Origin of the sequence: Lentzea sp. NPDC051838 (assembly GCF_040681245.1) — a bacterium.
In the GTDB taxonomy this organism is placed as follows: domain Bacteria; phylum Actinomycetota; class Actinomycetes; order Mycobacteriales; family Pseudonocardiaceae; genus Lentzea.
Window position 1 is genome coordinate 1 of sequence record NZ_JBFAYI010000059.1, and the last position, 21,930, is coordinate 21,930.

Genomic DNA, 21,930 nt, shown 5'->3' on the forward strand with positions numbered 1-21,930 from the left:
AGCAACAGGCGTGCCATCAACCCACCCACGGCGCTGGTGGGTCTTTGATCAGATTGGCGGGGTCTGGGGCAGAGCTCCCAGAACGCAACCGGAACACAAGCACGGCACGCGCCCACCTACGAACAACAAACCGGAACCCGCCAACCCAACAGGGAGACGGCCAACGCAAGGTGTGCGCGCGGCCAAAGGCCGCCCCCACAAAGCCCCAGAAACGCCAAAGGGCCCCGAGGCAAAGCCTCAGGGCCCTTCAGACAGTTCTAACGCGACAACCCCGCGTCAGGAAGCCACAGTGGAAGACCCACCAGCAGCAGCCAACTTCTCCACAGCGGACTTGGAGAACTTGTCAGCGGTGACGTCCAGCTTGACGCTGACATCGCCGTCGCCCAGCACCTTGACGAGCTGACCCTTGCGGACCAGACCGGCCAGCACCAGCGCGGGAACGTCCACCGAGCCACCCTCCGGGAAGGAGGCGGCGATGGCGGAGACGTTCACGACCTGGTACTCGGTGCGGAACGGGTTGCGGAAGCCCTTGAGCTTCGGGAGCCGCATGTGCAGCGGCATCTGGCCACCTTCGAAGCGCGGCGAGACGTTCTTGCGAGCGCCCGTGCCCTTCGTACCGCGGCCGGCGGTCTTGCCCTTGGAGCCTTCACCACGACCAACGCGGGTCTTGGCGGTCTTGGCGCCGGGGGCAGGACGCAGATCGTGAATCTTGATGGTCACGACTGGACCTCCTCGACAACCACCAGGTGGCGCACGGCGTGGATCAAGCCGCGGACCTGGGGGGTGTCCTCACGCACGACCGACTGACGGATCTTGCGCAGCCCGAGGGTGCGCATCGACTCGCGGTGGTTGTGCTTCGTGCCGATGGTGCTCCGAACCTGGGTGATCTTGAGAGCCATGGTCAGACCCCCTGGCCCGCGCGGGCGCGGATCATTCCGGCGGGAGCGACGTCCTCGAGGGGCAGGCCACGACGGGCCGCGACCTCTTCGGGACGCTGCAGGCCCTTGAGGGCCGCCACGGTCGCGTGCACGATGTTGATCGCGTTGTCGGAGCCGAGCGACTTCGACAGCACGTCGTGCACGCCGGCGCACTCGAGGACGGCGCGGACAGCGCCACCCGCGATGACACCGGTACCGGCCGAGGCCGGACGCAGCAGGACCACACCAGCGGCCTTCTCACCCTGAACCGGGTGGGGGATGGTGCCGGCGATGCGAGGCACGCGGAAGAAGTTCTTCTTCGCTTCCTCGACACCCTTGGCGATGGCCGCGGGAACTTCCTTGGCCTTGCCGTAGCCGACGCCGACCATGCCGTCGCCGTCACCCACCACGACGAGCGCGGTGAAGCTGAAACGACGACCACCCTTGACCACCTTGGACACGCGGTTGATCGCAACCACGCGCTCGAGGTGGGGGGTCTTCTCCTGGGCCGCGCCGCCGCGGCCGCCGTCACGACGGTCGCGGCGCTCTCCGCGCTCGCCCCCGCCGCCTTCGCGACGCGTACGTCCTGGCATCAGGCGTCCCTCTCAATTCCAGTGATGATCATTGTCAGAACTCCAGCCCCGCCTCGCGAGCGGCGTCAGCCAGAGCAGCGATCCGGCCGTGGTACGCGTTGCCACCGCGGTCGAACACGACCGCCGTGATACCGGCGTCCTTGGCGCGGGCCGCGGCCAGCTGGCCGACCTTGGCCGCACGGGCCTTCTTGTCGCCGTCCATGGTGCGGACGTCGGCCTCCATGGAGGACGCGGACGCGACCGTGTGGCCCTTCAGGTCGTCGATGATCTGCACGGTGATGTGCTTCGACGACCGGTGCACGACCAGGCGCGGACGCTCGGCGGTGCCGCTGACCTTCTTGCGAAGGCGGAAGTGGCGACGGGCCTTGGCAACACGACGCCTGGTGGAGATGTCCTTGCCCACCGGCTTGCGCTTCGTAACAGTCGACTCGCTCATGTCACTTACCCGTCTTTCCGACCTTGCGACGGATCTTCTCGCCCGAGTAGCGGACGCCCTTGCCCTTGTACGGGTCGGGCTTGCGCAGCTTGCGGATGTTGGCGGCGACCTCACCGACCAGCTGCTTGTCGATACCCGAGACGGAGAAACGGGTCGGGGTCTCGACCGCGAAGGTGATGCCCGCGGGGGCCTCGACCTTGACGGGGTGCGAGTAACCGAGCGCGAACTCGAGCTCAGAGCCCTTGAGCGCGACGCGGTAACCGACGCCGTGGATTTCCATCTTCTTTTCGTAACCCTGGGTCACGCCGACGACCATGTTGTGCACGAGCGTGCGCGACAGGCCGTGGAGCGCGCGGTTGCGGCGCTCGTCGTTCGGGCGCTTGACCTCGAGCGTGCCGTCCTCAGCCTTCTCGAGGCTGATCGGCTCAGCGATCGTGATCGTCAGGACACCCTTGGGGCCCTTGATGCTCACGTCCTGGCCGGCGATGTTCACGTCGACCCCGGAGGGGACAATGATCGGCTGCTTACCGATGCGCGACATGTCTACTCCCCCTTACCAAACGTAGGCGAGGACTTCTCCGCCCACGCCTGCCTTGTTGGCCTGGCGGTCGGTCATGAGACCACCAGAGGTCGAAATGATCGCCACGCCGAGGCCACCGAGAACTCGGGGCAGGCCGGTGGACTTCGCGTACACGCGCAGGCCCGGCTTCGACACGCGGCGGAGGCCGGCGATGCTGCGCTCCCGGTTCGGGCCGTACTTCAGCTCGACGACGAGGTTCTTCGCGACCTCGCCCTCCTCGTCGCGGTACGAGGCGATGTAGCCCTCGCGCTTGAGGATCTCGGCGATGTTGGCCTTCAGCTTCGAGTGCGGCATCACGACCTTGTCGTGGTAAGCCGAATTCGCGTTGCGCAGACGAGTGAGCATGTCTGCGATCGGGTCGGTCATCGTCATGGTGACCTGGTCAACCTTTCTCGCTGCGGTTCACCGGCTCAGGGTCCAGACCAGCCCTCCCCCGAAAGGGAGAGGGACTGGACGGTCGTGTGCGGGCCTACAGCGAAGTAGTGGAGCTTTGAATTACCAGCTGGACTTGCTCACGCCAGGCAGCTCACCGCGGTGAGCCATCTCGCGCAGGCAGATCCGGCAGAGGCCGAACTTGCGGAACACCGCGTGGGGGCGGCCGCAACGCTGGCACCGGGTGTAACCCCGGACCTTGAACTTCGGCTTCTTCGCGGCCTTGTTGATCAACGCCTTCTTGGCCATCGACTCAGTTCTCCTTGAACGGGAAGCCCAGGTGCTTCAGCAGCGCCCGGCCCTCCTCGTCGTTCGTGGCGGTGGTGACGACGGTGATGTCCATGCCGCGAGGCCGGTCGATAGCGTCCGGGTCGATCTCGTGGAACATCGACTGCTCGTTCAGACCGAACGTGTAGTTGCCGTTGCCGTCGAACTGCTTGCCCGAGAGGCCGCGGAAGTCGCGGATACGGGGCAGCGCGATCGTCAGCAGACGGTCGAGGAACTCCCACATGCGGTCGCCGCGCAGCGTGACGCGCGCGCCGATCGGCATGCCCTCGCGCAGCTTGAACTGCGCGATGGACTTGCGGGCCCGACGAACCTCGGGACGCTGGCCGGTGATGATCGAGAGGTCCTTGACGGCACCCTCGATCAGCTTGCCGTCACGGGCGGCGTCGCCGACACCCATGTTGACGACGACCTTCACGACGCCCGGGATCTGCATCACGTTGGGGAAGTTGAACTGCTTCTGCAGCTCGCCCTTCACCTCGTCGCGGTAGCGCGTCTTGAGCCGCGGGATGATCTTCTCTGCGGTAGTCATGATCAGATGTCCTTCCCGTTACGACGGGAAATGCGGACCCGCTTGCCCTCGTCGTTCGTCCGGTAACCAACACGGGTCGGCTTGCCGTCCGAGTCGACCACCATCACGTTGGAGACGTTGATCGGGGCCTCCTGGGTCACGATGCCACCAGACTGCGCGCCCCGCTGGGTCTGCGTGATCTTGGTGTGCTTCTTGATCCGGTTGACACCCTCGACCAGGACCTTGCCGGTCTCCGGGTAGGCCTGGATGACCTTGCCCTTCGCGCCCTTGTCCTTGCCGGCGATGACGACGACCGTGTCGCCCTTCTTCACCTTCATGGTCAGAGCACCTCCGGAGCCAGCGAGATGATCTTCATGAACTTCTTGTCACGCAGCTCGCGCCCGACCGGGCCGAAGATGCGGGTGCCGCGCGGCTCGTTGTCGTTCTTGATGAGCACAGCGGCGTTCTCGTCGAAGCGGATGTACGAGCCATCCGGACGACGGCGCTCCTTGACGGTGCGGACGACGACGGCCTTGACCACGTCACCCTTCTTCACGCCGGCACCGGGGATCGCGTCCTTGACGGTCGCGACGATGATGTCGCCGATGCCCGCGTAGCGGCGGCCGGAGCCACCGAGAACACGGATGCAAAGGATCTCCTTCGCACCAGTGTTGTCGGCGACACGAAGCCGCGACTCCTGCTGAATCACTTACCTGCTCCTTGACCATTCCTGGCCCGCCGGATTTCCGACCCGACGGGCTCGGTCTGTCTAGAAAGGACTTACTTGGCCTTCTCGAGGACCTCGACGAGCCGCCAGCGCTTGGTGGCGGACAGCGGCCGGGTCTCCATGAGCAGGACGCGGTCGCCCACGCCCGCCGAGTTCTCCTCGTCGTGCGCCTTCACCTTGGTGGTGGAGCGCATGACCTTGGAGTAACGCGGGTGCTTCTTGCGGTCTTCCAGCGCAACCACGATCGTCTTGTCCATCTTGTCGGACACGACGAGGCCCTCGCGGACCTTGCGGTCGTTGCGCTTCTCGGTCTGAACTTCGTTGCTGTCGGTCATGCCGCACCCTCACCAGTGGAATCCGGCGAAACGGAGAGCCCGAGCTCCCGCTCCCGCATCACGGTGTAGATCCGGGCGATGTCGTGCCGGACCGTGCGCAGCCGCCGGTTGTTGTCGAGCTGGCCCGTGGCCATCTGGAAGCGAAGGTTGAAGAGCTCTTCCTTCGACTCCTTCAGACGCAGCACGAGCTCTTCCTCGGTGAGCTCACGCAGCTCGGAAGCGGTGGTACCCGCTGCCATCAGAACTCACCACCCTCACGCGTAACGATGCGGCACTTCATCGGGAGCTTGTGGATCGCGCGGCGGAGCGCCTCGCGAGCGACCTGCTCGTTCGGGAACGCCATCTCGAAGAGGACGCGACCCGGCTTGACGTTGGCCACCCACCACTCCGGCGAACCCTTACCGGAACCCATGCGGGTCTCGGCCGGCTTCTTCGTCAGCGGACGGTCCGGGAAGATGTTGATCCAGACCTTGCCGCCACGGCGGATGTGACGCGTGATGGCGATACGAGCGGACTCGATCTGCCTGTTGGTGACGTAGGCCGGCTCGAGAGCCTGGATGCCGTACTCACCGAAGGTGACCTTCGTGCCGCCCTTGGCAGCACCCGACCGCTTGGGGTGGTGCTGCTTGCGGTGCTTGACCCTGCGCGGGATGAGCATGACTCAGCTCTCCGTCTTCTCTGCTGCGGCCGGGGCCTCAGCAGACGCAGCGTTGGCGTCAGCTGCGGCACGACCAGCCTCGGTGCTCGTCGCCGTGGTGCCGCTGGCACCCGAGCGACGTGCCCGGTTCGGACGCTCGCCGCGGTCGCGGCGCGGGGCGCGGTCGGCCTGCGAAGGCGCAGCCGCGTCGAGCGCGCGCTTGGCGGAGATGCCACCGACGATGTCGCCCTTGTAGATCCACACCTTCACGCCGATACGGCCGAACGTGGTGCGGGCCTCGAAGAAGCCGTAGTCGATGTTGGCGCGGAGCGTGTGCAGCGGCACGCGGCCGTCGCGGTAGTGCTCCGAGCGGGACATCTCGGCGCCGCCAAGGCGACCACCGCACTGCACGCGGATGCCCTTGACCTGCGGCGAACGCATGGCCGACTGAATGGCCTTGCGCATCGCGCGCCGGAAGGCAACGCGGTTGGACAGCTGCTCGGCGACACCCTGTGCCACGAGCTGCGCGTCCGACTCGGGGCTCTTCACCTCGAGGATGTTCAGCTGGACCTGCTTCTTGGTGAGCTTCTCCAGCTCGCCACGAATGCGGTCAGCCTCGGCACCGCGACGGCCGATGACGATGCCCGGCCGAGCGGTGTGGATGTCGACGCGAACCCGGTCACGGGTGCGCTCGATCTCCACCTTGGAGATACCGGCACGCTCCATGCCGCGCGAGAGCAGCCGACGGATCTTGACGTCCTCGGCCACGTACTCGGCGTACTGCTTGTCTGCGTACCAGCGGGACTTCCAGTCGGTGGTGATCCCCAGCCGGAAGCCGTGCGGGTTGATCTTCTGGCCCACTACCGGGTTCCCTTCGCGCTGGTCTTCTTCGGACGCGACTCCACCTCGATGGTGATGTGCGACGTCCGCTTGCGGATCCGGTACGCGCGGCCCTGGGCACGCGGGCGGAAACGCTTGAGGGTCGGACCCTCGTCCACGTAGGCCACGGCAACCCAGAGGGTGTCGGGGTCCAGGGACAGGTTGTTCTCGGCGTTGGCCATGGCGCTGGCGAGCACCTTCGCGACCGGCTCAGAGGCGGCCTGGGGCGCGAACTGGAGCACGGCCAGGGCCTCGCTGGCGTTACGACCCTTGATGAGCTCGATGACGCGACGCACCTTCATGGGGGTGTCGCGAACGTAACGAGCCCGAGCCACGGCGCGCGGAAACTCCGGCGCCTCAGCGTCCTTACGGGCGTTCATCGCTGCTTTTCCCTTGCTCTTCTCAGTTCGACGCCTAGCGGCGACGAGACTTCCGGTCGTCCTTGATGTGGCCCTTGAAGGTGCGGGTCGGGGCGAACTCGCCCAGCTTGTGCCCGACCATGGCCTCGGTCACGAACACCGGGACGTGCTTGCGGCCGTCGTGCACCGCGATGGTGTGACCCAGCATGTCCGGGATGATCGTGGACCGACGGGACCACGTCTTGATGACGGTCTTCTTGCCCGACTCGTTGAGAACGTCCACCTTCTTGAGCAGGTGGTCGTCCACGAAGGGGCCCTTCTTAAGGCTGCGAGGCATCCTTCACTCCCTCCCTGCTCAGCGCTTCTTACCGGTGCGACGACGCCGGACGATGAGCTTGTCGCTTGGCTTGCGGCGGCGAGTACGACCCTCGGGCTTACCAGCCGGGTTGACCGGGTGGCGACCACCGGAGGTCTTGCCCTCACCACCACCGTGCGGGTGGTCAACGGGGTTCATGGCGACACCACGCACGGTGGGCTTCTTGCCCTTCCACCGCATGCGGCCGGCCTTGCCCCAGTTGATGTTCTGGTGCTCCTTGTTGCCGACCTCGCCGAGCGTGGCGCGGCAGCGCACGTCCACGTTGCGGATCTCGCCCGAAGGCATCCGCAGCTGGGCGTACGGGCCGTCCTTCGCCACGAGCTGAACCGAGGCGCCGGCGGAGCGAGCGATCTTCGCGCCGCCACCGGGGCGGAGCTCGATCGCGTGAATCACGGAACCGACCGGGATGTTGCGCAGCGGCAGGTTGTTGCCCGGCTTGATGTCGGCCTTGGGGCCGTTCTCAACCGTGTCACCCTGCTTGAGCTTCTCCGGGGCGATGATGTAGCGCTTCTCGCCGTCCGCGTAGTGCAGCAGCGCGATGCGCGCGGTGCGGTTCGGGTCGTACTCGATGTGAGCGACCTTGGCCGGCACGCCGTCCTTGTCGTGGCGACGGAAGTCGATCAAGCGGTAGGCCCGCTTGTGACCGCCACCCTTGTGCCGCGTGGTGATCTTGCCCGACGCGTTGCGGCCACCCAGCTTGTGCAGCGGGCGGATCAGCGACTTCTCCGGCGTCGACCGAGTGATCTCGGCGAAGTCGGAGACGCTCGCACCGCGACGACCGGGAGTCGTCGGCTTGTACTTGCGAATGCCCATCTCTACGCAGTCCTCGTCATCAGGCGGCAGGGCCGCCGAAGATCTCGATCGGCTTGCTGTCCGAGGACAGGGTCACGATCGCGCGCTTCGTGTCCTTGCGCTTGCCGAACCCGGTGCGGGTGCGCTTGCGCTTGCCCTGCCGGTTGATGGTGTTGACGCTGACGACCTTGACGCCGAAGACCTTCTCCACGGCAATCTTGATCTGGGTCTTGTTCGAACCCGGCGCCACCAAGAAGGTGTACTTGTTCTCCTCGAGAAGCCCGTAGGACTTCTCGGAGATCACCGGCGCGAGCAAGATGTCCCTGTGGTCGGGGATCACTTCGAGGCCTCCTCGTCCACCACGACCGCCGTGGCCTCGGCCGAGCCGCGACCCGACTGGGCCTTGCTGGCGAGGAACACGTCGAGCGAGTCCTTGGTGAACACCACGTCGTCGTTGACGAGCACGTCGTAGGTGTTGAGCTGGTCCGGCGCGATCACGTGCACGTGCGGCAGGTTGCGCACGCTGACCCAGGCGACCTCGTCGGTGCGGTTGAGCACCACGAGAACGCGACGGGCCTGGGTGACCGACTCCAGGACCTTGCGCGCGGTCTTGGTCGACGGGGTGTCCCCGTCCACCAGGCCGGACACGACGTGCACCTGGTTGGCGCGGGCCCGGTCGGAGAGGGCGCCACGCAGAGCGGCGGCCTTCATCTTCTTGGGGGTCCGCTGGGTGTAGTCACGCGGCTGCGGGCCGTGGACGACGCCACCGCCGGCGAACTGCGGCGCACGCGTCGAACCCTGGCGGGCGCGACCGGTGCCCTTCTGGCGGTACGGCTTCTTGCCACCACCGGACACCTCGCCGCGGGTCTTCGTCGAGTGCGTGCCCTGGCGGGCGGCGGCCTGCTGGCCGACGACAACCTGGTGCAGCAGCGCGACGTTCGCCTGCGCGTCGAAGATCGCCGAGGGGAGCTCGACCGTGCCGGCGGACTTGCCGTCCGGGGTGCGGATCTCAACCGTCGACATCAGGCACCACCCTTCGCGGCCGTCCGGACGAACACCAGACCACCCTTGGGACCGGGAACGGCGCCCTTGATGAGCAGCAGGCCGTTCTCCACGTCGATCTTGTGCACCTTCAGGTTCTGGGTCGTGACGCGCACGTGGCCCATGCGGCCGGCCATGCGCAGACCCTTGAAGACGCGACCCGGAGTGGCACAGCCACCGATGGAACCCGGCGAGCGGTGCTTGCGCTGGGTGCCGTGGCTGGAGCCGAGACCCCGGAAGTTGTGGCGCTTCATGACACCCGCGGTGCCCTTGCCCTTGCTGGTGCCGGTGATGTCGACAACAGCGCCGGCCTCGAACACCTCAGCGGTGATCTCCTGGCCGACCGTGTACTCGCCGGCGTCCGCCGTGCGCAGCTCCACCAGGTGGCGACGGGGCGTGACCCCGGCCTTGGCGAAGTGGCCCGCGACGGGCTTGTTGACCTTGCGCGGGTCAATCGCGCCGGCCGCCAGCTGGACGGCGGTGTAGCCGTCCTTCTCTTCGGTACGCACCTGGGTGACGACATTGGGCTCAGCCTTGACGACGGTCACCGGGACGACCCGGTTGTTCTCGTCGAAGACCTGAGTCATGCCGAGCTTGGTGCCCAGGATGCCCTTCATCTGCCTGTCAGACATTGGTCCGTTACTCTCCGCGCCCAACGCTTACTGGATGTTGACGTCGACACTGGCCGGCAGGTCGATGCGCATGAGCGCGTCCACCGTCTTCGGCGTCGGGTCGAGGATGTCGATCAGCCGCTTGTGCGTGCGCATCTCGAAGTGCTCGCGCGAGTCCTTGTACTTGTGCGGCGAGCGGATGACGCAGTACACGTTCTTCTCAGTGGGCAGCGGCACCGGTCCGACGACCCGAGCGCCGGTGCGCGTCACGGTCTCCACGATCTTGCGTGCAGACGCGTCGATCGCTTCGTGGTCGTAGGCCTTGAGCCGGATGCGGATCTTTTGTCCCGCCATGATGGCTTGCCGTTCCTCTGCTTCTCGTAACCGCTGCGGTGCGGTGCCTCGGATGAGGCCTGTTACAGCCTCTTGGCGCGCTCCGCCCCTGTTGAAGTGTCATGGTGCCCGGTCCACGCGGTCGGGCGTGTCGCGCCCGGTGCGCATACCGGTCCCACTCAAGGTCTCCCCGGTGGGATTGGGCCTACCACAGCCCATGCACCCTGATGCCCATCTCCGCAAGGAGGCGTTCACTAACAGGGCGCGGACGCTCGGTCGATGGACTCGGGGACGCACGAATGCGACCCGGCCTTCGTCGAGCAACCCGTAAAGGATGCCACACGGGCGTGAGGCGGTCCAAATCGGGGTGGGTGAGTTGGAGGCAGATCACGTCCGGATCTTGGCCGGTGAACCGCCCTGTCCGTCGCGTGTGGAGCGACGGCCGCGCTGGTTTCTTTGTCCGGCAACACAATCCCGCGACAGATCTGCCCACGCTCCCCCGTGCGCGGTTCGACGTGAGCTGACGCACACATCGGGTCGTACAACGACGAAGGCCGGGCCGACTCCAGGAGTCAGCCCGGCCTTGCGACGTACTTCAGGTACTGCTGGCTACAGCCGGGTCACTTGTTGATCTTGGTGACCGAGCCGGCGCCGACCGTGCGGCCACCCTCGCGGATCGCGAAGCGCAGACCCTCGTCCATGGCGATCGGCTGGATCAGCTTCACGCTCATGAAGGTGTTGTCGCCCGGCATGACCATCTCGGTGCCCTCGGGGAGGGTCACCACGCCGGTCACGTCCGTCGTCCGGAAGTAGAACTGCGGACGGTAGTTGTTGAAGAACGGCGTGTGGCGGCCACCCTCGTCCTTCGACAGGATGTAGACCTGCGCGTCGAACTCGGTGTGCGGGGTCGTGGTGCCCGGCTTGACGATGACCATGCCGCGCTCCACCTCCTCGCGCTTGATGCCGCGGAGCAGCAGCGCGGCGTTGTCACCGGCGCGACCCTCGTCGAGGAACTTCTTGAACATCTCGATCGAGGTGACCGTCGTCTTCTTCGACGTCTCCTTGATACCGACGATCTCGATCTCGGAGTTCACGTTGATGATGCCGCGCTCGATGCGACCGGTCACCACGGTGCCGCGACCGGTGATCGTGAAGACGTCCTCGACGGGCATGAGGAACGGCTTGTCGACCTCGCGCTCCGGCTCCGGGATCGCCGAGTCAACGGCGGCCATGAGCTCGAGAACGGACTTGCCCCACTGCTCGTCGCCCTCGAGCGCCTTCAGCGCCGAGACGCGCACGACCGGCAGGTCGTCGCCCGGGAACTCGTACTCGGAGAGCAGCTCGCGGACCTCGAGCTCGACGAGCTCCAGGATCTCCTCGTCGTCGACCATGTCGGCCTTGTTGAGCGCGACGACGATGTAGGGGACGCCGACCTGGCGGGCCAGGAGGACGTGCTCCTTCGTCTGCGGCATCGGGCCGTCGGTCGCCGCGACCACCAGGATGGCGCCGTCCATCTGCGCCGCACCGGTGATCATGTTCTTGATGTAGTCGGCGTGACCGGGGCAGTCGACGTGCGCGTAGTGACGGTTCTCGGTCTGGTACTCGATGTGAGCGATCGAGATCGTGATACCGCGCTGCTTCTCTTCCGGCGCCTTGTCGATCTGGTCGAACGCGAACGAGGCGTTCACGTCCGGGTACGCGTCGTGCAGAACCTTGGAGATCGCCGCGGTCAGCGTGGTCTTGCCATGGTCGATGTGACCGATGGTGCCGATGTTGACGTGCGGCTTCGTCCGCTCGAACTTCGCCTTGGCCACTGGATTGTCCTCCTGGACTTCTTTTTGCTGGTCCGGCGGGCATTTGTGGCCACCCGCCGGACTACACGTCAGGGTCGAAAAGTGCGGACCCCAGGGATTGGCCCCCGGAGAGCCCGCGATGGAACTGCGGTGCTCCGGTGGGGAGTTACTCCCCGGTCGCCTTCGCGATGATCTCCTTCGAGACGTTCGCGGGAACCTCTGCGTAGGAGTCGAACACCATCGAGTAGTTGGCACGACCCTGGGTCTTGGACCGCAGGTCACCCACGTACCCGAACATTTCCGACAGCGGAACCAGTGCCTTGACGACACGGATGCCGCTGCGCTCCTCCATGGCCTGGATCTGGCCACGGCGGGAGTTCAGGTCGCCGATCACGTCGCCCATGTACTCCTCGGGCGTCGTGACCTCGACGGCCATCAGAGGCTCGAGGATCGCGGGAGACGCCTGACGGGCGGCTTCCTTGAGGGCCATCGAACCAGCGATCTTGAACGCCATTTCCGAGGAGTCGACCTCGTGGTAGGCGCCGTCGAGCAGCGTCACCTTCACGCCGACCAGCGGGTAGCCCGCCAGCACGCCGTACTGCAGCGCGTCCTGCGCACCCGCGTCGACCGACGGGATGTACTCGCGGGGGATGCGACCACCGGTGACGGCGTTGACGAACTCGTAGAGCGCGCCGTCTTCCTTCTTCTCCAGCGGCTCGACGGTGACGAGCACCTTCGCGAACTGGCCGGAGCCACCGGTCTGCTTCTTGTGGGTGTAGGAGTACTTCTCCACCGCCTTGCGGATGGTCTCCCGGTACGCCACCTGAGGCTTGCCGATGTTGGCCTCGACCTTGAACTCGCGGCGCATGCGGTCCACCAGGATGTCCAGGTGGAGCTCGCCCATGCCGGCGATGATGGTCTGGCCCGTCTCCTGGTCGAGGTTGACCCGGAACGTCGGGTCCTCCTCGGCCAGCTTCTGGATCGCGGTGCCGAGCTTCTCCTGGTCCGCCTTCGTCTTGGGCTCGATGGCCACCTGGATGACGGGCTCGGGGAAGGTCATCGACTCGAGCACGATGGGGTGCTGCGGGTCGCACAGGGTCTCACCGGTCGTGGTGTCCTTCAGACCGATCACGGCGTAGATGTGACCGGCGATGGCCTCGGTGACCGGGTTCTCCTTGTTGGCGTGCATCTGGAAGATCTTCCCGATGCGCTCCTTGCGGTCCTTGGTCGCGTTGACGACCTGGGTGCCGGAGGCGACCTTGCCCGAGTAGACCCGGATGTAGGTCAGCTTGCCGAAGAACGGGTGCACGGCGATCTTGAACGCCAGAGCCGAGAACGGCTCGTCGCTCGACGCCTTGCGCGACACGACGGTCTCGCCGTCCTGCAGCGTGCCCTCGACGGGCGGGAGGTCGAGCGGCGACGGCAGGAAGTCGATCACCGCGTCGAGCATGGGCTGAACGCCCTTGTTCTTGAACGCCGAGCCGCAGAGGATCGGGTACGCGGTGCCCTCGGCGACGATCTTGCGGAGGCCCGCCTTGATCTCGTCGACGGACAGGTCGCCGTTCTCGAAGTACTTCTCGGTCAGCGCGTCGTCGGTCTCGGCGACGGCCTCGAGGAGCTGCTCGCGGAACTCGGCCGCGCGCTCGACGAGATCCGCGGGGATCTCCTCGATCGCGTAGTCCTCGCCCTTCTGGACCTCGCCGCGCCACGTGAGGGCGCGCATCTCGATCAGGTCGACGACGCCGATGAAGTCGCTCTCGGCACCGATCGGGATCTGGATCGGCAGCGGCTTGGCGCCGAGCCGGTCCTGGATCGTCTTGATCGTGAAGTAGAAGTCCGCGCCCAGCTTGTCCATCTTGTTGACGAAGCAGATGCGCGGGACGTCGTACTTGGTCGCCTGCCGCCAGACCTGCTCGGACTGCGGCTCGACGCCCTCCTTGCCGTCGAAGACGGCAACGGCGCCGTCGAGGACGCGCAGGTTGCGCTCGACCTCGACGGTGAAGTCGACGTGGCCGGGCGTGTCGATCAGGTTGATCTGGTGGTTCTTCCAGTAGCAGGTCGTCGCGGCCGACGTGATCGTGATGCCGCGCTCCTGCTCCTGCTCCATCCAGTCCATCACGGCAGCGCCGTCGTGAACCTCGCCGATCTTGTAGCTGATCCCCGTGTAGAAGAGGATCCGCTCAGTCGTCGTGGTCTTGCCCGCGTCGATGTGGGCCATGATCCCGATGTTGCGGACCTTGGCAAGATCAGTGAGCACGTCCTGTGCCACGGGTCTTTCCCCTGTCTTGAGCTTGTCAGCTCACTAGGGCTGGGAGAGCCCGGCCTCTCGCGAGGCCGGGCGTCAGATCACCAGCGGTAGTGGGCGAAGGCCTTGTTGGACTCGGCCATCTTGTGCGTGTCCTCACGGCGCTTGACGCTCGCACCGAGACCGTTGCTCGCATCGAGCAGCTCGTTCATCAGACGCTCGACCATGGTCTTCTCACGGCGCTGCCGGGAGAAGGTGATCAGCCAGCGCAGCGCCAGCGTGGTGGAGCGGCCGGGCTTGACCTCGACCGGGACCTGGTAGGTCGCGCCACCGACGCGGCGGCTCTTGACCTCGAGAGCCGGCTTCACGTTGTCGAGCGCGCGCTTCAGCGTGACGACCGGGTCGGTGCCGGTCTTCTCGCGAGCACCTTCGAGGGCTTCGTAGACGATCTTCTCGGCCACGGAGCGCTTACCGTCGACCAGCACCTTGTTGATGAGCTGGGTCACGAGCGGCGAGCTGTACACCGGGTCGGAGATAAGCGGCCGCCTGGGGGCCGGTCCCTTGCGGGGCATTAGCTCTTCTCCTTCTTCGCGCCGTAGCGGCTACGAGCCTGCTTGCGGTTCTTGACACCCTGCGTGTCGAGAGAGCCACGGATGATCTTGTAGCGAACACCCGGCAGGTCCTTCACACGACCGCCACGCACGAGCACCATCGAGTGCTCCTGGAGGTTGTGGCCCTCACCGGGGATGTAGGCCGTGACCTCGATACCGCTGGTCAGCTTCACGCGAGCGACCTTGCGCAGTGCGGAGTTCGGCTTCTTGGGGGTGGTGGTGTAAACGCGGGTGCACACACCGCGCCGCTGCGGCGAGCCCTTGAGGGCCGCCGTCTTCTGCTTCGCCACCTTGTCCTGGCGGCCCTTGCGGACCAGCTGCTGGATCGTTGGCATTCGCCGGCTGCTTCTTCCGTCTTTTTGAGGGATCTCCTTGCGGTTCACCCTCGTGTTTCTTGATCCCTCTCTGCACCCGAGGTCGGGCGTGTCGCCCGCTCCCAAGGTCCGCAAGCAACAGTTCAACTGCCACTGCGAGTGGAGGACACCGCTGCCTCACGGGCACGCGGAGCGGCCCGACATGGGTCGGGCACGAGTAGCAAAGATACCCGCCCACGTCTACCCGGGTCAAAACGGGGGTACCGCCACGACCCGTGCAGTACACATGGCACCTGCGGGTTCACCTCGACGGGAGGCGCACAACCGTGTGGCGGCAATGGATCGTGCCGGTCGTGTTGACGGCGCTGAGCGTGGTGGGTCTCACAGCGCTGCTCGGTCACTTCCGGCAGGAGAGCCGTCCGGACGCGGTCGGCGACTGCCGGTCGGTGCGTTCACATCTCAAAGCCCTGAGCTACGAGAAGATCGACTGCTCGGCGTACAACGCGAGCTACCGCATCGCCGTGATCGTCCCGTCGCCTGGCGACCGCAAGCCCGGGACGTGTCCGTTCGGGCCCTACCGGGCGGTCGCGGGTCCCGAGCAGACGGAGTGCCTGGTGCTCAACGCGAAGACCGGCGACTGCCTGGAGCTGCAGGGTCCCCGGCGGCGAGAGCTGAGCGAACGCGCGGTGCTCGTGCGGGCCGAGTGCAACGGCGCGCCGACGGTGGCGAAGGTGTCAGCGGTTCTCACCGGCTCCGCGGGCGGGTGCGAACCGCGGGACGAGGCCATCTACTACGCGCAACCCGAAACGACCATCTGCCTCCGCAGGCCGTGAACATCGCCGAAACGGACGTACCGCGTTCCGCCATGCGCTAGACAGGGCGCGCCACACCAAGATCTATCCAGAGGATCCGGCCTTGTCAGAACCCACCGCGGACTCCGTCGCCGAGGCGAGCCGAAAGGCCGAGCAGCGCATCGCGGGTTACCAGCAGATGAAAGAGGAGATGTCGGCGCTGCGCGCGGCGGCGTCGTCACCCGACCGGTCCGTCACCGTCGTGGCCGGACCCGGCGGGTCGATCCTGAACGTGGAGTTCAGACCAGAGGCGCTGCGACTCTCGCCGCAGGCGCTGTCGCGTGCGGTCACGGCGACGATCCAGCAGGCCGTGGCGCAGTCCGCCCGCGCGTCCGCCGAGCTCGTGCAGCAGTTCGCCGGCGACCAGATCGACATCGCCGCGCGGGTGAACAAGGTGCAGGAGGACGTCTTCGGGCCGGCTCCCGAACTTCCGCCGCCACCACCACCTCCCGCGCAGGACGGCTCGGTGCTCCAACGCGCCCAGAACCGGCACGCGCCTCCGCCGCCACCCATGCAGCGTCCGCCGATGCCTCCGCCTCCCCCGCAGCACCGGATGCCGCCGCCTCCTCCGGTCAGACCACAACGGCCCGGGCCGCCGCCGCGGGTGGATGACGACGACGAGGGCTTCGGCTCGATCCTGCGCTGACTTGGGGGAACTGCGATGTCATTCGGTGTGAACGCCGAAGCCGTGATCCGCTGCGGGAGGGACGTCTCCGGCCTCGCGGACCAGGCGAGCGAGATCAAGGCCGCCGCGGAGAAGGCGAGGGTGCCCGAGCAGTCGTGGGGACTGCTCGGCCAGGCCATCACGTACAGCGAGTACGTCGGCCTGATGGACGGCTTCATGGAGCACATGGACAAGATGGTCGAGAGCATGACCAAGGTCGGCGACAAGCTGTCGTTGACCGGCGAGCACTACCGCGACGTGAACGAGGGCGTGCGCACCGCCCTGAACGACCTCGGCACCCAGCTGAACGCGGCGTCCGCGCCGCCGAAGGTGGGTGGCTGACGTGGCAGAACCGGAGTTTCCCGAGGACGTCAAGACCGCCGACGAGGCCCGCGAGGACAACTACTGGACCAACCAGGAGGGCGGCGGGGACGGCCTGATCAAGGGCCAGGGCGTCGCCGGTGCCTGGGAGGAGAGCTCCTTCAAGGAGGACTTCGACAAGGCGTGGGACGCGGCGGCCGGGCTGATCAGCGGTGACGCGAACGTCGTCGAGGCGGCCGGCGAGATCCAGAGCTTCGTCTCCGGGCTGCCGATCGCCGGGTTGATCGCCGACCCGCTGCACACCCTGCTGACCGTCGGGCTCGGCTTCCTGATCGACGTGATCAAGCCCCTCGACGACGCGCTCAAGCTGGTCACCGGCGACGAGGAGGAGCTGAAGAACGCCGCAGAGGAGTTCGGCGAGGTGTCCAAGAAGCTGGAAGGCCTCGCGAAGAGCTTCAAGGACAAGGTCGGCTCCGGCCTGTCGTCGTGGCACGGCCAGTCCGCCGACGCCGCCCGCGAGCGCCTGGTCGAGTTCGGCACCGGCATCGAGGACACCAAGGGCGTCGCGGACAGCATCGTCACGCTGCTCGAGGGCAGCGCGGCGTTGATGAAGACGGCGTACGACCTGGTGATGGACCTGATCGCGTCCCTGATCGAGTGGTTGATCATCACCTGGCTCGCGGCGCAGGCGGCCGCAGTGCCGACGCTGGGTGCCTCCGAGGTGGCCGCCGCAGCCGCGACCACCGCCGAGGTCGCGGTGGCGACCACCCGTGTCGGCCGGATCGTGCAGCGGGTGACGTCGGTGCTGCAGAAGATCGGCAAGGTCCTCAAGGTGCTGTCCGGCAAGCTCGCCGGCCCGAAGTGGTGGCGCAACACGGCCGAGAAGTTCGCCGGCAAGGACGCGATGGAGACGTTCCGCGGCGTGGACAAGGCCGGCAACGTGATCGGCCCCGGCGGGTGGAAGGGCTCGGCGCAGCAGTTCGGCAAGGACGCGTTGAGCAACGCGGGCACGACTTTGCTCGACAGCGCCAAGGAGAACGGCAAATCCTTGTACGACATGGCGACCGACGAAGGCCCCGACCACGAAGACATCAACCGCAAGCTCTCGATCTGACGGAAAGCGGCCATGACCTCCCCTGCCCAGCGATGGCACCAGGAACACGTGCAGCAGCACCCAGTCGGTCAGAAGCCGAAGGCCACCAAGCTCGGAATCGCCGTGGTGACGGCCTTCCTGGTCGGGCTCGGTGTGCTGGGGTACTTCACCTTCCGCGACGACCCCGGCATCGGCGACTGCGCGGAGGCGAAAGCCGTGTCCCAGGAACGGCTCGACTTCGTGAAGACCGACTGCGCGGCACCGCAGGCGATGTACAAGCTGGCCGACTCGTCCACGTCCTCGAGCCCCAGGTGCCCCGACGGCGACTACGTCAAGGACACCGGCAAGGCCACGCGGAAGTCCAACCGCCGGCAGCGCGACTGCTACACGCTCAACGTGCGGGAGGGCGACTGCCTGACGGTGGCTCCGGTCGGTGAGTTCAAGCTCTACCGACGAGTCGCTTGTGGACAGTCCGCGAACAAGGTGACGAAGGTCGTGGCGGGCAAGGCGGACGAGAAGCTGTGCAACGACAGCGACGACTCGCACGTCTACTCGAAGCCCGCGTCGACCGTCTGCATCTCGAAGGTGTGACCGATGAAGACCGCTGCCCTGATCGCGTCGCTGACGCTGCTGCTCGCCGGGTGCTCGGGGTGGCACGAGCAGGCGGGCGTCGGCGAGTGCGCGCGGCAGATCGACGTGAACGACACGAGCGTCGACATGGAGGAAGTGGACTGCTCCTCCGCCGACGCCGTGTACCGCGTGTCGTCGCGGGAGAAGCGGACGATGTGCCCGACCGGCGACTACCTCGACGAGTCGTCCGGTCGTTCGCGCAAAACGGGCAAGACGCGGTACTGCTACGTCCTCGACGTCCGCGAAGGCGACTGCCTCAAGGCGACGAACCAGTACTTCCAGCGCGTGGCGTGCGGTCCGTCGACGCGCAAGGTCACCAAGGTCGTCGACGGGAAGTCGGACCGGCTGTTGTGCGCGGGCGAGGACTCGAAGACCTACTCGCAGCCGCAGAGGACGATCTGCATCTCCAGGTGAGCACCTGATTCACTTGTGCGCGTGGACGACTTGATCGCGGCAATGGCCTCGCTGACCGGCTCTTCCGCCGATCCCGAGGTGCTCGGCGGCGACCGCGGGGACGTCGTGGTGGTGCGCGTCGGCGACGTGGTGGCCAAGGCGCACCCCGCGGACGTCGACGTCGACGCGCTGCGGCAACGGGTGGAGATCGCGGCCGCGCACCCCGAGCTGATGCTGCCCCCGTTGAAGCCGGTGCAGTTCGTGGAAGACCGCCCCGTCACGGTGTGGCCGTACGGGACGCCGGTGAGCCAGGCGGACCCCGACGCGGCGCCGTGGGAGGAGAGCGCGGCCCTGCTGGCACGGCTGCACGCGCTGCCCGTGCAGGGTCCGGTGGCGGGCGCTCCGGAACGAATCGTGCGGGCCATCAAGGCCCTGCCACCCGATCTGCCCAACGCCGATGTCGTCTTGGAGGCCTTCCAATCCCTGCCGTCCCTGGACCTGCCCGGACGCGCCCTCATCCACGGCGACTGGCACCTCGGCCAGCTCGTCCACCGCGGCTCCTGGCGGCTCATCGACGTGGACGACCTGGGAGTCGGCGACCCGGTGTGGGACCTGGCCCGACCTGCGGCTTTGTTCGCGGCGGGCATCCTCCCCGGTGATCTCTGGGCGAGGTTCCTGAACACCTACCGTGAAACGGGTGGTGTGGCGCTGACGACATCGGAATGGGATGTCCTCAACATTCCGGCTCAGGCGTACGTTGTGCAAATGGCAGCGCGGGCACTAGTGACCGGCCTGCAGGCAGTGGAACCGCTGGTCGAGGCGTGTCGTCGGATCGTCGCGACGCACGCCAACGGCGACCGCGGCTAATATCGTTTTTGTCCGGTCCCACCCAGGAGGCTCACCACGATGCAGTGTCCCAAGTGTCATGCGAACATGCGCACGTTCGACCGCATGGGCGTTCACATCGAGCAGTGCGACGGCTGCCGCGGCGTCTTCCTCGACTACGGCGAGCTCGAGTCCATCACCCGCCTCGAGGCCCAGATGCACACGCCGCCGCCCGCGGCTCCCGCCCCTCCGCCCGTCGCCTACCCGCAGCCGGCCCAGCCCGCCTGGGGTGCCGCGCCGCAGCAGATCCACCACCACCACGGTGGCGGTCACGGCTACGGCTACGGCCACCGCAAGCACCACGGCCTCGCCGGCCTCTTCTTCTCCTCCTGACCCGCTGACGGCCCCGGATCCCTGCTCCGGGGCCGTTGACGACTACCAAGTTTCAGGTCGATAATTGGTAGTCAACCGGGAGGAGTAGTCATGTCCGTCGCGACCGAGGCCGCCCACATCCGAGACCTCTTCGCAACGATCGAAGAGCTCGAGTCCGTGGCGTCATCCCTCGCAGAAGACGACGAACGCCGCCACAAGCTGGACGGCGTAGTAGCCCGCACCCTCCGCCAAGCCCCACCCGTCCGCCCCGTGGTGGCAGGCGAGCTCCTGGACCTCACCGAGAAAACGGTGAAGGCCTGGGCCCGAGAAGGCGTCCTGGCCATCCACAGCCAAGAACCGCGCATGCTCCTCGACACCGTGCGCCTCCACGAGGTCCTCCACCTCGTCTCCGACCTCCGCCGCGCAGGCAAGACCCGCGGCCTCATCGACGAAGTCCACCGCCGCCTCAGCGACCAGTCGTTGCTCGACAGGCCCGACCTGGCCCTGTCCTTGGACGAGATGCGCAGCGGCAAGGGACGCGTGGTCCGCTCAGTTTGATCCAGGTAGTAGAAACCCACACAGCAAACGCCCAGGCCAACGGCCTCCGCGGCCGAGCCCGCCTGGCCTACGAACGCTTCCTGGACGAACTGGCCCACTCAGGCTGCGCCGCCCTCGGCTACCGAGTGACGGGCCCAGAACCCCTACCGCGCCTCTGCGTGAAGCACCTCAGAGGCGCCGACCGCGTAGTGGTCGCCTTCCCGTCCCCAGAAGTCGTCTGGGTACTGCTCGTGGGCCCACACGACGACGACCCGGGCCTGGACCTCTACGAAGCCCTCTACGAAATGGCCGGAGTCCGCCCCCGCCTCTCCGAAAAGCGCACCAAACCCCGCTGCTGCACCGACGAGTCAGGCATCCCGCCCCTAGTCGACGAGAACCTGGTCGACGACCTGGTGATCCGCGCCCGAGCCCTGGCCAGAGCCCGCCGCCGCTAAGGCTCCCGATCAAAGACGAACCCGTCGACAACAGGGTCGTAGTGCAGGTACGGCACCTCACTCGGATCGCACCCCTCAAAGGCCAACGCGACCGGCCGCCCGAACTCCCGCCCCAGCCCTCGCAGGAACGCGGAAAGCAAGTCCAACCGCCCCTGCCCCTGCAACTCCCCGACGTGGATGTCGAAGAGCACGTCGTAGTCACCAGCGCTCTCGAAGAAGTTGACCTGAAACCCCTCAGCAGGCCACACGGCAAGCGACAACTCGCGCTCCTCGAACGGCCAGCCCTTCTCCCGCACCAACGCAACAACGGCCAGCCACGCACCAGGCCCAACCCGGTCGACACACCCGTCGTGCAGGCACCCGTCCACGGGGTCGAACCACTCCCGAACGTCGTCCCACCGCAGCTCCCCCACACCTCCATCGAAGCAGGCGCAGCAACCAGAAACCCACCGACAACTTTTCTTGTCAAGACAGGTTCGATTGTCTTAGGCTCAGTTCCACCACGACGAACGGAGCCCACGATGTCCTTCCAGGCCTACCTCGACGGCGCGGAGAAGAAGACCGGCAAGACCCCGGCCGACCTGCTGGCAGAAGCCACCGCACGCGGCTACAACGCCACGACGAAGGCAGGCGTGTTCCTGGAGTGGCTGAAGACCGACTACGACCTGGGCAGAGGCCACGGCATGGCGCTGTACCACGTCCTGAAGAACGGCCCGCAGATCAGCGAGAAGCACGTGGGCACCACAGGCACCCACCGAGACGAGTCGACAACACTCCGCCTGGACGGCATAGCAAACCGCTGACCAAAGCCGATGGCGATGGCGAAGCCGAGGCAAGGCGATGGCGAAGCCGAGCTGCTTTGGCGATGGCGAAGCCGAGTTGCCCTTAGCCAAGAAACGACTAGGTGGGGTGGGTCCCGTCACGAGTCGTGGCTGATCGTTGGCCGCGCCAGAGGGGTTGGGTCAAGTCGACACGCTTTTCG

General features: G+C 66.6%; 37 protein-coding genes. 11 read left to right on the forward strand and 26 right to left on the reverse strand.

What is annotated here, in order from left to right; genetic code table 11:
• Positions 1 to 276 precede the first annotated feature (276 nt).
• From rplO to rpsL, 25 genes are all read right to left on the reverse strand, one after another.
• On the reverse strand, positions 277 to 720 hold the full coding sequence (rplO, locus tag AB0M24_RS46780; RefSeq protein ID WP_363781533.1) for a 50S ribosomal protein L15: 444 nt from the start codon (positions 718 to 720) through the stop codon (positions 277 to 279).
• Positions 717 to 899 carry a 50S ribosomal protein L30 gene (gene rpmD, locus AB0M24_RS46785; RefSeq protein WP_030473450.1) on the reverse strand — a complete coding sequence of 61 codons (183 nt, stop codon included), beginning with the start codon at positions 897 to 899 and terminating at the stop codon, positions 717 to 719. Before rpmD ends, rplO begins: the two co-directional genes overlap by 4 nt.
• Before the next feature lie 2 nt (positions 900 to 901).
• On the reverse strand, positions 902 to 1,510 hold the full coding sequence (rpsE, locus tag AB0M24_RS46790; protein WP_030473451.1) for a 30S ribosomal protein S5: 609 nt from the start codon (positions 1,508 to 1,510) through the stop codon (positions 902 to 904).
• A 34-nt stretch (positions 1,511 to 1,544) separates the two neighbouring features.
• Positions 1,545 to 1,946, reverse strand: coding sequence for a 50S ribosomal protein L18 (gene rplR, locus AB0M24_RS46795; protein ID WP_363781535.1), 402 nt, complete (start codon positions 1,944 to 1,946; stop codon positions 1,545 to 1,547).
• Between the two features lies 1 nt (position 1,947).
• The gene (gene rplF, locus AB0M24_RS46800; protein ID WP_355300272.1) at positions 1,948 to 2,487 is read right to left on the reverse strand and encodes a 50S ribosomal protein L6; all 540 of its coding nucleotides are present in this window, start codon (positions 2,485 to 2,487) and stop codon (positions 1,948 to 1,950) included.
• A gap of 12 nt (positions 2,488 to 2,499) precedes the next feature.
• Positions 2,500 to 2,898 carry a 30S ribosomal protein S8 gene (gene rpsH / locus AB0M24_RS46805; protein WP_030473454.1) on the reverse strand — a complete coding sequence of 133 codons (399 nt, stop codon included), beginning with the start codon at positions 2,896 to 2,898 and terminating at the stop codon, positions 2,500 to 2,502.
• Positions 2,899 to 3,021: 123 nt separating this feature from the next.
• Complete coding sequence (locus tag AB0M24_RS46810) at positions 3,022 to 3,207, reverse strand: type Z 30S ribosomal protein S14 (RefSeq protein ID WP_030473455.1); 186 nt, start codon at positions 3,205 to 3,207, stop codon at positions 3,022 to 3,024.
• 4 nt (positions 3,208 to 3,211) lie between these two features.
• Positions 3,212 to 3,775 carry a 50S ribosomal protein L5 gene (rplE, locus tag AB0M24_RS46815; RefSeq protein ID WP_363781538.1) on the reverse strand — a complete coding sequence of 188 codons (564 nt, stop codon included), beginning with the start codon at positions 3,773 to 3,775 and terminating at the stop codon, positions 3,212 to 3,214.
• Positions 3,776 to 3,777: 2 nt separating this feature from the next.
• Positions 3,778 to 4,092: a 50S ribosomal protein L24 gene (rplX, locus tag AB0M24_RS46820; RefSeq protein ID WP_045309812.1), complete on the reverse strand. Its 315-nt coding sequence runs from the start codon at positions 4,090 to 4,092 to the stop codon at positions 3,778 to 3,780.
• Between the two features lie 2 nt (positions 4,093 to 4,094).
• Positions 4,095 to 4,463, reverse strand: a complete 369-nt coding sequence (gene rplN, locus AB0M24_RS46825; protein ID WP_089949053.1) for a 50S ribosomal protein L14 — start codon at positions 4,461 to 4,463, stop codon at positions 4,095 to 4,097.
• Between the two features lie 71 nt (positions 4,464 to 4,534).
• The gene (rpsQ, locus tag AB0M24_RS46830) at positions 4,535 to 4,816 is read right to left on the reverse strand and encodes a 30S ribosomal protein S17 (protein WP_363781541.1); all 282 of its coding nucleotides are present in this window, start codon (positions 4,814 to 4,816) and stop codon (positions 4,535 to 4,537) included.
• Positions 4,813 to 5,055 carry a 50S ribosomal protein L29 gene (gene rpmC, locus AB0M24_RS46835; RefSeq protein ID WP_089915286.1) on the reverse strand — a complete coding sequence of 81 codons (243 nt, stop codon included), beginning with the start codon at positions 5,053 to 5,055 and terminating at the stop codon, positions 4,813 to 4,815. The genes rpsQ and rpmC overlap by 4 nt, the downstream gene beginning before the upstream one ends.
• Positions 5,055 to 5,474, reverse strand: a complete 420-nt coding sequence (gene rplP, locus AB0M24_RS46840) for a 50S ribosomal protein L16 (RefSeq protein ID WP_030473461.1) — start codon at positions 5,472 to 5,474, stop codon at positions 5,055 to 5,057. The genes rpmC and rplP overlap by 1 nt, the downstream gene beginning before the upstream one ends.
• A 3-nt stretch (positions 5,475 to 5,477) precedes the next feature.
• Positions 5,478 to 6,314, reverse strand: coding sequence for a 30S ribosomal protein S3 (rpsC, locus tag AB0M24_RS46845; protein ID WP_112262345.1), 837 nt, complete (start codon positions 6,312 to 6,314; stop codon positions 5,478 to 5,480).
• On the reverse strand, positions 6,314 to 6,712 hold the full coding sequence (rplV, locus tag AB0M24_RS46850) for a 50S ribosomal protein L22 (protein WP_112262346.1): 399 nt from the start codon (positions 6,710 to 6,712) through the stop codon (positions 6,314 to 6,316). The genes rpsC and rplV overlap by 1 nt, the downstream gene beginning before the upstream one ends.
• A gap of 34 nt (positions 6,713 to 6,746) precedes the next feature.
• Positions 6,747 to 7,028, reverse strand: a complete 282-nt coding sequence (gene rpsS, locus AB0M24_RS46855) for a 30S ribosomal protein S19 (RefSeq protein WP_015105260.1) — start codon at positions 7,026 to 7,028, stop codon at positions 6,747 to 6,749.
• Positions 7,029 to 7,046: 18 nt separating this feature from the next.
• The gene (rplB, locus tag AB0M24_RS46860; RefSeq protein WP_030473464.1) at positions 7,047 to 7,880 is read right to left on the reverse strand and encodes a 50S ribosomal protein L2; all 834 of its coding nucleotides are present in this window, start codon (positions 7,878 to 7,880) and stop codon (positions 7,047 to 7,049) included.
• Between the two features lie 19 nt (positions 7,881 to 7,899).
• Entirely contained in the window at positions 7,900 to 8,199 is a 300-nt protein-coding gene (gene rplW, locus AB0M24_RS46865; protein ID WP_030473465.1) for a 50S ribosomal protein L23, read from the reverse strand.
• Positions 8,196 to 8,882, reverse strand: coding sequence for a 50S ribosomal protein L4 (rplD, locus tag AB0M24_RS46870; protein WP_363781545.1), 687 nt, complete (start codon positions 8,880 to 8,882; stop codon positions 8,196 to 8,198). Before rplD ends, rplW begins: the two co-directional genes overlap by 4 nt.
• Complete coding sequence (gene rplC / locus AB0M24_RS46875) at positions 8,882 to 9,532, reverse strand: 50S ribosomal protein L3 (protein WP_363781547.1); 651 nt, start codon at positions 9,530 to 9,532, stop codon at positions 8,882 to 8,884. Before rplC ends, rplD begins: the two co-directional genes overlap by 1 nt.
• Before the next feature lie 27 nt (positions 9,533 to 9,559).
• The gene (gene rpsJ, locus AB0M24_RS46880) at positions 9,560 to 9,865 is read right to left on the reverse strand and encodes a 30S ribosomal protein S10 (protein ID WP_003938093.1); all 306 of its coding nucleotides are present in this window, start codon (positions 9,863 to 9,865) and stop codon (positions 9,560 to 9,562) included.
• Positions 9,866 to 10,464: 599 nt separating this feature from the next.
• Positions 10,465 to 11,658: an elongation factor Tu gene (tuf, locus tag AB0M24_RS46885; protein WP_363781551.1), complete on the reverse strand. Its 1,194-nt coding sequence runs from the start codon at positions 11,656 to 11,658 to the stop codon at positions 10,465 to 10,467.
• 145 nt (positions 11,659 to 11,803) lie between these two features.
• Positions 11,804 to 13,906: an elongation factor G gene (gene fusA, locus AB0M24_RS46890; protein ID WP_363781553.1), complete on the reverse strand. Its 2,103-nt coding sequence runs from the start codon at positions 13,904 to 13,906 to the stop codon at positions 11,804 to 11,806.
• A 77-nt stretch (positions 13,907 to 13,983) separates the two neighbouring features.
• The gene (gene rpsG, locus AB0M24_RS46895; RefSeq protein WP_030473470.1) at positions 13,984 to 14,454 is read right to left on the reverse strand and encodes a 30S ribosomal protein S7; all 471 of its coding nucleotides are present in this window, start codon (positions 14,452 to 14,454) and stop codon (positions 13,984 to 13,986) included.
• Entirely contained in the window at positions 14,454 to 14,828 is a 375-nt protein-coding gene (gene rpsL, locus AB0M24_RS46900) for a 30S ribosomal protein S12 (RefSeq protein ID WP_030473471.1), read from the reverse strand. Before rpsL ends, rpsG begins: the two co-directional genes overlap by 1 nt.
• A gap of 254 nt (positions 14,829 to 15,082) precedes the next feature.
• Here rpsL and AB0M24_RS46905 point away from each other — a divergent pair, with 254 nt between their 5' ends.
• The 10 genes from AB0M24_RS46905 to AB0M24_RS46950 all read left to right on the forward strand — a co-directional run bounded on the left by AB0M24_RS46905 (position 15,083) and on the right by AB0M24_RS46950 (position 20,948).
• Positions 15,083 to 15,640, forward strand: a complete 558-nt coding sequence (locus AB0M24_RS46905; protein ID WP_363781556.1) for a hypothetical protein — start codon at positions 15,083 to 15,085, stop codon at positions 15,638 to 15,640.
• Positions 15,641 to 15,722: 82 nt separating this feature from the next.
• A complete protein-coding gene (locus AB0M24_RS46910; RefSeq protein WP_363781558.1) occupies positions 15,723 to 16,304 on the forward strand; it encodes a YbaB/EbfC family nucleoid-associated protein in 582 nt (193 codons plus the stop codon).
• Positions 16,305 to 16,319: 15 nt separating this feature from the next.
• A complete protein-coding gene (locus AB0M24_RS46915) occupies positions 16,320 to 16,664 on the forward strand; it encodes a hypothetical protein (RefSeq protein ID WP_363781560.1) in 345 nt (114 codons plus the stop codon).
• 1 nt (position 16,665) lies between these two features.
• The gene (locus tag AB0M24_RS46920; protein WP_363781562.1) at positions 16,666 to 17,757 is read left to right on the forward strand and encodes a hypothetical protein; all 1,092 of its coding nucleotides are present in this window, start codon (positions 16,666 to 16,668) and stop codon (positions 17,755 to 17,757) included.
• Between the two features lie 12 nt (positions 17,758 to 17,769).
• Complete coding sequence (locus AB0M24_RS46925; protein ID WP_363781564.1) at positions 17,770 to 18,327, forward strand: hypothetical protein; 558 nt, start codon at positions 17,770 to 17,772, stop codon at positions 18,325 to 18,327.
• A 3-nt stretch (positions 18,328 to 18,330) separates the two neighbouring features.
• A complete protein-coding gene (locus tag AB0M24_RS46930; RefSeq protein WP_363781566.1) occupies positions 18,331 to 18,780 on the forward strand; it encodes a hypothetical protein in 450 nt (149 codons plus the stop codon).
• 21 nt (positions 18,781 to 18,801) lie between these two features.
• Positions 18,802 to 19,626, forward strand: a complete 825-nt coding sequence (locus AB0M24_RS46935; RefSeq protein WP_363781568.1) for a phosphotransferase — start codon at positions 18,802 to 18,804, stop codon at positions 19,624 to 19,626.
• Positions 19,627 to 19,665: 39 nt separating this feature from the next.
• Positions 19,666 to 19,977 (forward strand): zf-TFIIB domain-containing protein, encoded by a 312-nt coding sequence (locus tag AB0M24_RS46940; protein ID WP_363781570.1) that lies wholly within the window; start codon positions 19,666 to 19,668, stop codon positions 19,975 to 19,977.
• A gap of 90 nt (positions 19,978 to 20,067) precedes the next feature.
• A complete protein-coding gene (locus tag AB0M24_RS46945; RefSeq protein WP_363781571.1) occupies positions 20,068 to 20,514 on the forward strand; it encodes a hypothetical protein in 447 nt (148 codons plus the stop codon).
• Positions 20,515 to 20,672: 158 nt separating this feature from the next.
• Entirely contained in the window at positions 20,673 to 20,948 is a 276-nt protein-coding gene (locus AB0M24_RS46950; protein WP_363781573.1) for a hypothetical protein, read from the forward strand.
• Here AB0M24_RS46950 and AB0M24_RS46955 read toward each other — a convergent pair.
• Positions 20,945 to 21,361 (reverse strand): hypothetical protein, encoded by a 417-nt coding sequence (locus tag AB0M24_RS46955; protein WP_363781575.1) that lies wholly within the window; start codon positions 21,359 to 21,361, stop codon positions 20,945 to 20,947. The two genes, AB0M24_RS46950 and AB0M24_RS46955, sit on opposite strands and share 4 nt — an antisense overlap.
• 108 nt (positions 21,362 to 21,469) lie before the next feature.
• Between AB0M24_RS46955 and AB0M24_RS46960 the strand changes: the two genes are divergently transcribed.
• Positions 21,470 to 21,751: a DUF4287 domain-containing protein gene (locus AB0M24_RS46960; RefSeq protein WP_363781577.1), complete on the forward strand. Its 282-nt coding sequence runs from the start codon at positions 21,470 to 21,472 to the stop codon at positions 21,749 to 21,751.
• Positions 21,752 to 21,930: the final 179 nt, after the last annotated feature.

Excerpts from the sequence above, each read along its gene's own strand:
- rpmD (WP_030473450.1), bottom strand. The coding sequence starts at position 899 with ATGGCTCTCAAGATCACCCAGGTTCGGAGCACCATCGGCACGAAGCAC.
- rpsE (WP_030473451.1), bottom strand. The coding sequence starts at position 1,510 with ATGCCAGGACGTACGCGTCGCGAAGGCGGCGGGGGCGAGCGCGGAGAG.
- rplR (WP_363781535.1), bottom strand. The coding sequence starts at position 1,946 with ATGAGCGAGTCGACTGTTACGAAGCGCAAGCCGGTGGGCAAGGACATC.
- rplF (WP_355300272.1), bottom strand. The coding sequence starts at position 2,487 with ATGTCGCGCATCGGTAAGCAGCCGATCATTGTCCCCTCCGGGGTCGAC.
- rpsH (WP_030473454.1), bottom strand. The coding sequence starts at position 2,898 with ATGACGATGACCGACCCGATCGCAGACATGCTCACTCGTCTGCGCAAC.
- AB0M24_RS46810 (WP_030473455.1), bottom strand. The coding sequence starts at position 3,207 with ATGGCCAAGAAGGCGTTGATCAACAAGGCCGCGAAGAAGCCGAAGTTC.
- rplE (WP_363781538.1), bottom strand. The coding sequence starts at position 3,775 with ATGACTACCGCAGAGAAGATCATCCCGCGGCTCAAGACGCGCTACCGC.
- rplX (WP_045309812.1), bottom strand. The coding sequence starts at position 4,092 with ATGAAGGTGAAGAAGGGCGACACGGTCGTCGTCATCGCCGGCAAGGAC.
- rpsQ (WP_363781541.1), bottom strand. The coding sequence starts at position 4,816 with ATGACCGACAGCAACGAAGTTCAGACCGAGAAGCGCAACGACCGCAAG.
- rpmC (WP_089915286.1), bottom strand. The coding sequence starts at position 5,055 with ATGGCAGCGGGTACCACCGCTTCCGAGCTGCGTGAGCTCACCGAGGAA.
- rplP (WP_030473461.1), bottom strand. The coding sequence starts at position 5,474 with ATGCTCATCCCGCGCAGGGTCAAGCACCGCAAGCAGCACCACCCCAAG.
- rplV (WP_112262346.1), bottom strand. The coding sequence starts at position 6,712 with ATGAACGCCCGTAAGGACGCTGAGGCGCCGGAGTTTCCGCGCGCCGTG.
- rpsS (WP_015105260.1), bottom strand. The coding sequence starts at position 7,028 with ATGCCTCGCAGCCTTAAGAAGGGCCCCTTCGTGGACGACCACCTGCTC.
- rplB (WP_030473464.1), bottom strand. The coding sequence starts at position 7,880 with ATGGGCATTCGCAAGTACAAGCCGACGACTCCCGGTCGTCGCGGTGCG.
- rplD (WP_363781545.1), bottom strand. The coding sequence starts at position 8,882 with ATGTCGACGGTTGAGATCCGCACCCCGGACGGCAAGTCCGCCGGCACG.
- rplC (WP_363781547.1), bottom strand. The coding sequence starts at position 9,532 with ATGTCTGACAGGCAGATGAAGGGCATCCTGGGCACCAAGCTCGGCATG.
- rpsJ (WP_003938093.1), bottom strand. The coding sequence starts at position 9,865 with ATGGCGGGACAAAAGATCCGCATCCGGCTCAAGGCCTACGACCACGAA.
- rpsG (WP_030473470.1), bottom strand. The coding sequence starts at position 14,454 with ATGCCCCGCAAGGGACCGGCCCCCAGGCGGCCGCTTATCTCCGACCCG.
- rpsL (WP_030473471.1), bottom strand. The coding sequence starts at position 14,828 with ATGCCAACGATCCAGCAGCTGGTCCGCAAGGGCCGCCAGGACAAGGTG.
- AB0M24_RS46915 (WP_363781560.1), top strand. The coding sequence starts at position 16,320 with ATGTCATTCGGTGTGAACGCCGAAGCCGTGATCCGCTGCGGGAGGGAC.
- AB0M24_RS46925 (WP_363781564.1), top strand. The coding sequence starts at position 17,770 with ATGACCTCCCCTGCCCAGCGATGGCACCAGGAACACGTGCAGCAGCAC.
- AB0M24_RS46930 (WP_363781566.1), top strand. The coding sequence starts at position 18,331 with ATGAAGACCGCTGCCCTGATCGCGTCGCTGACGCTGCTGCTCGCCGGG.
- AB0M24_RS46940 (WP_363781570.1), top strand. The coding sequence starts at position 19,666 with ATGCAGTGTCCCAAGTGTCATGCGAACATGCGCACGTTCGACCGCATG.
- AB0M24_RS46945 (WP_363781571.1), top strand. The coding sequence starts at position 20,068 with ATGTCCGTCGCGACCGAGGCCGCCCACATCCGAGACCTCTTCGCAACG.
- AB0M24_RS46960 (WP_363781577.1), top strand. The coding sequence starts at position 21,470 with ATGTCCTTCCAGGCCTACCTCGACGGCGCGGAGAAGAAGACCGGCAAG.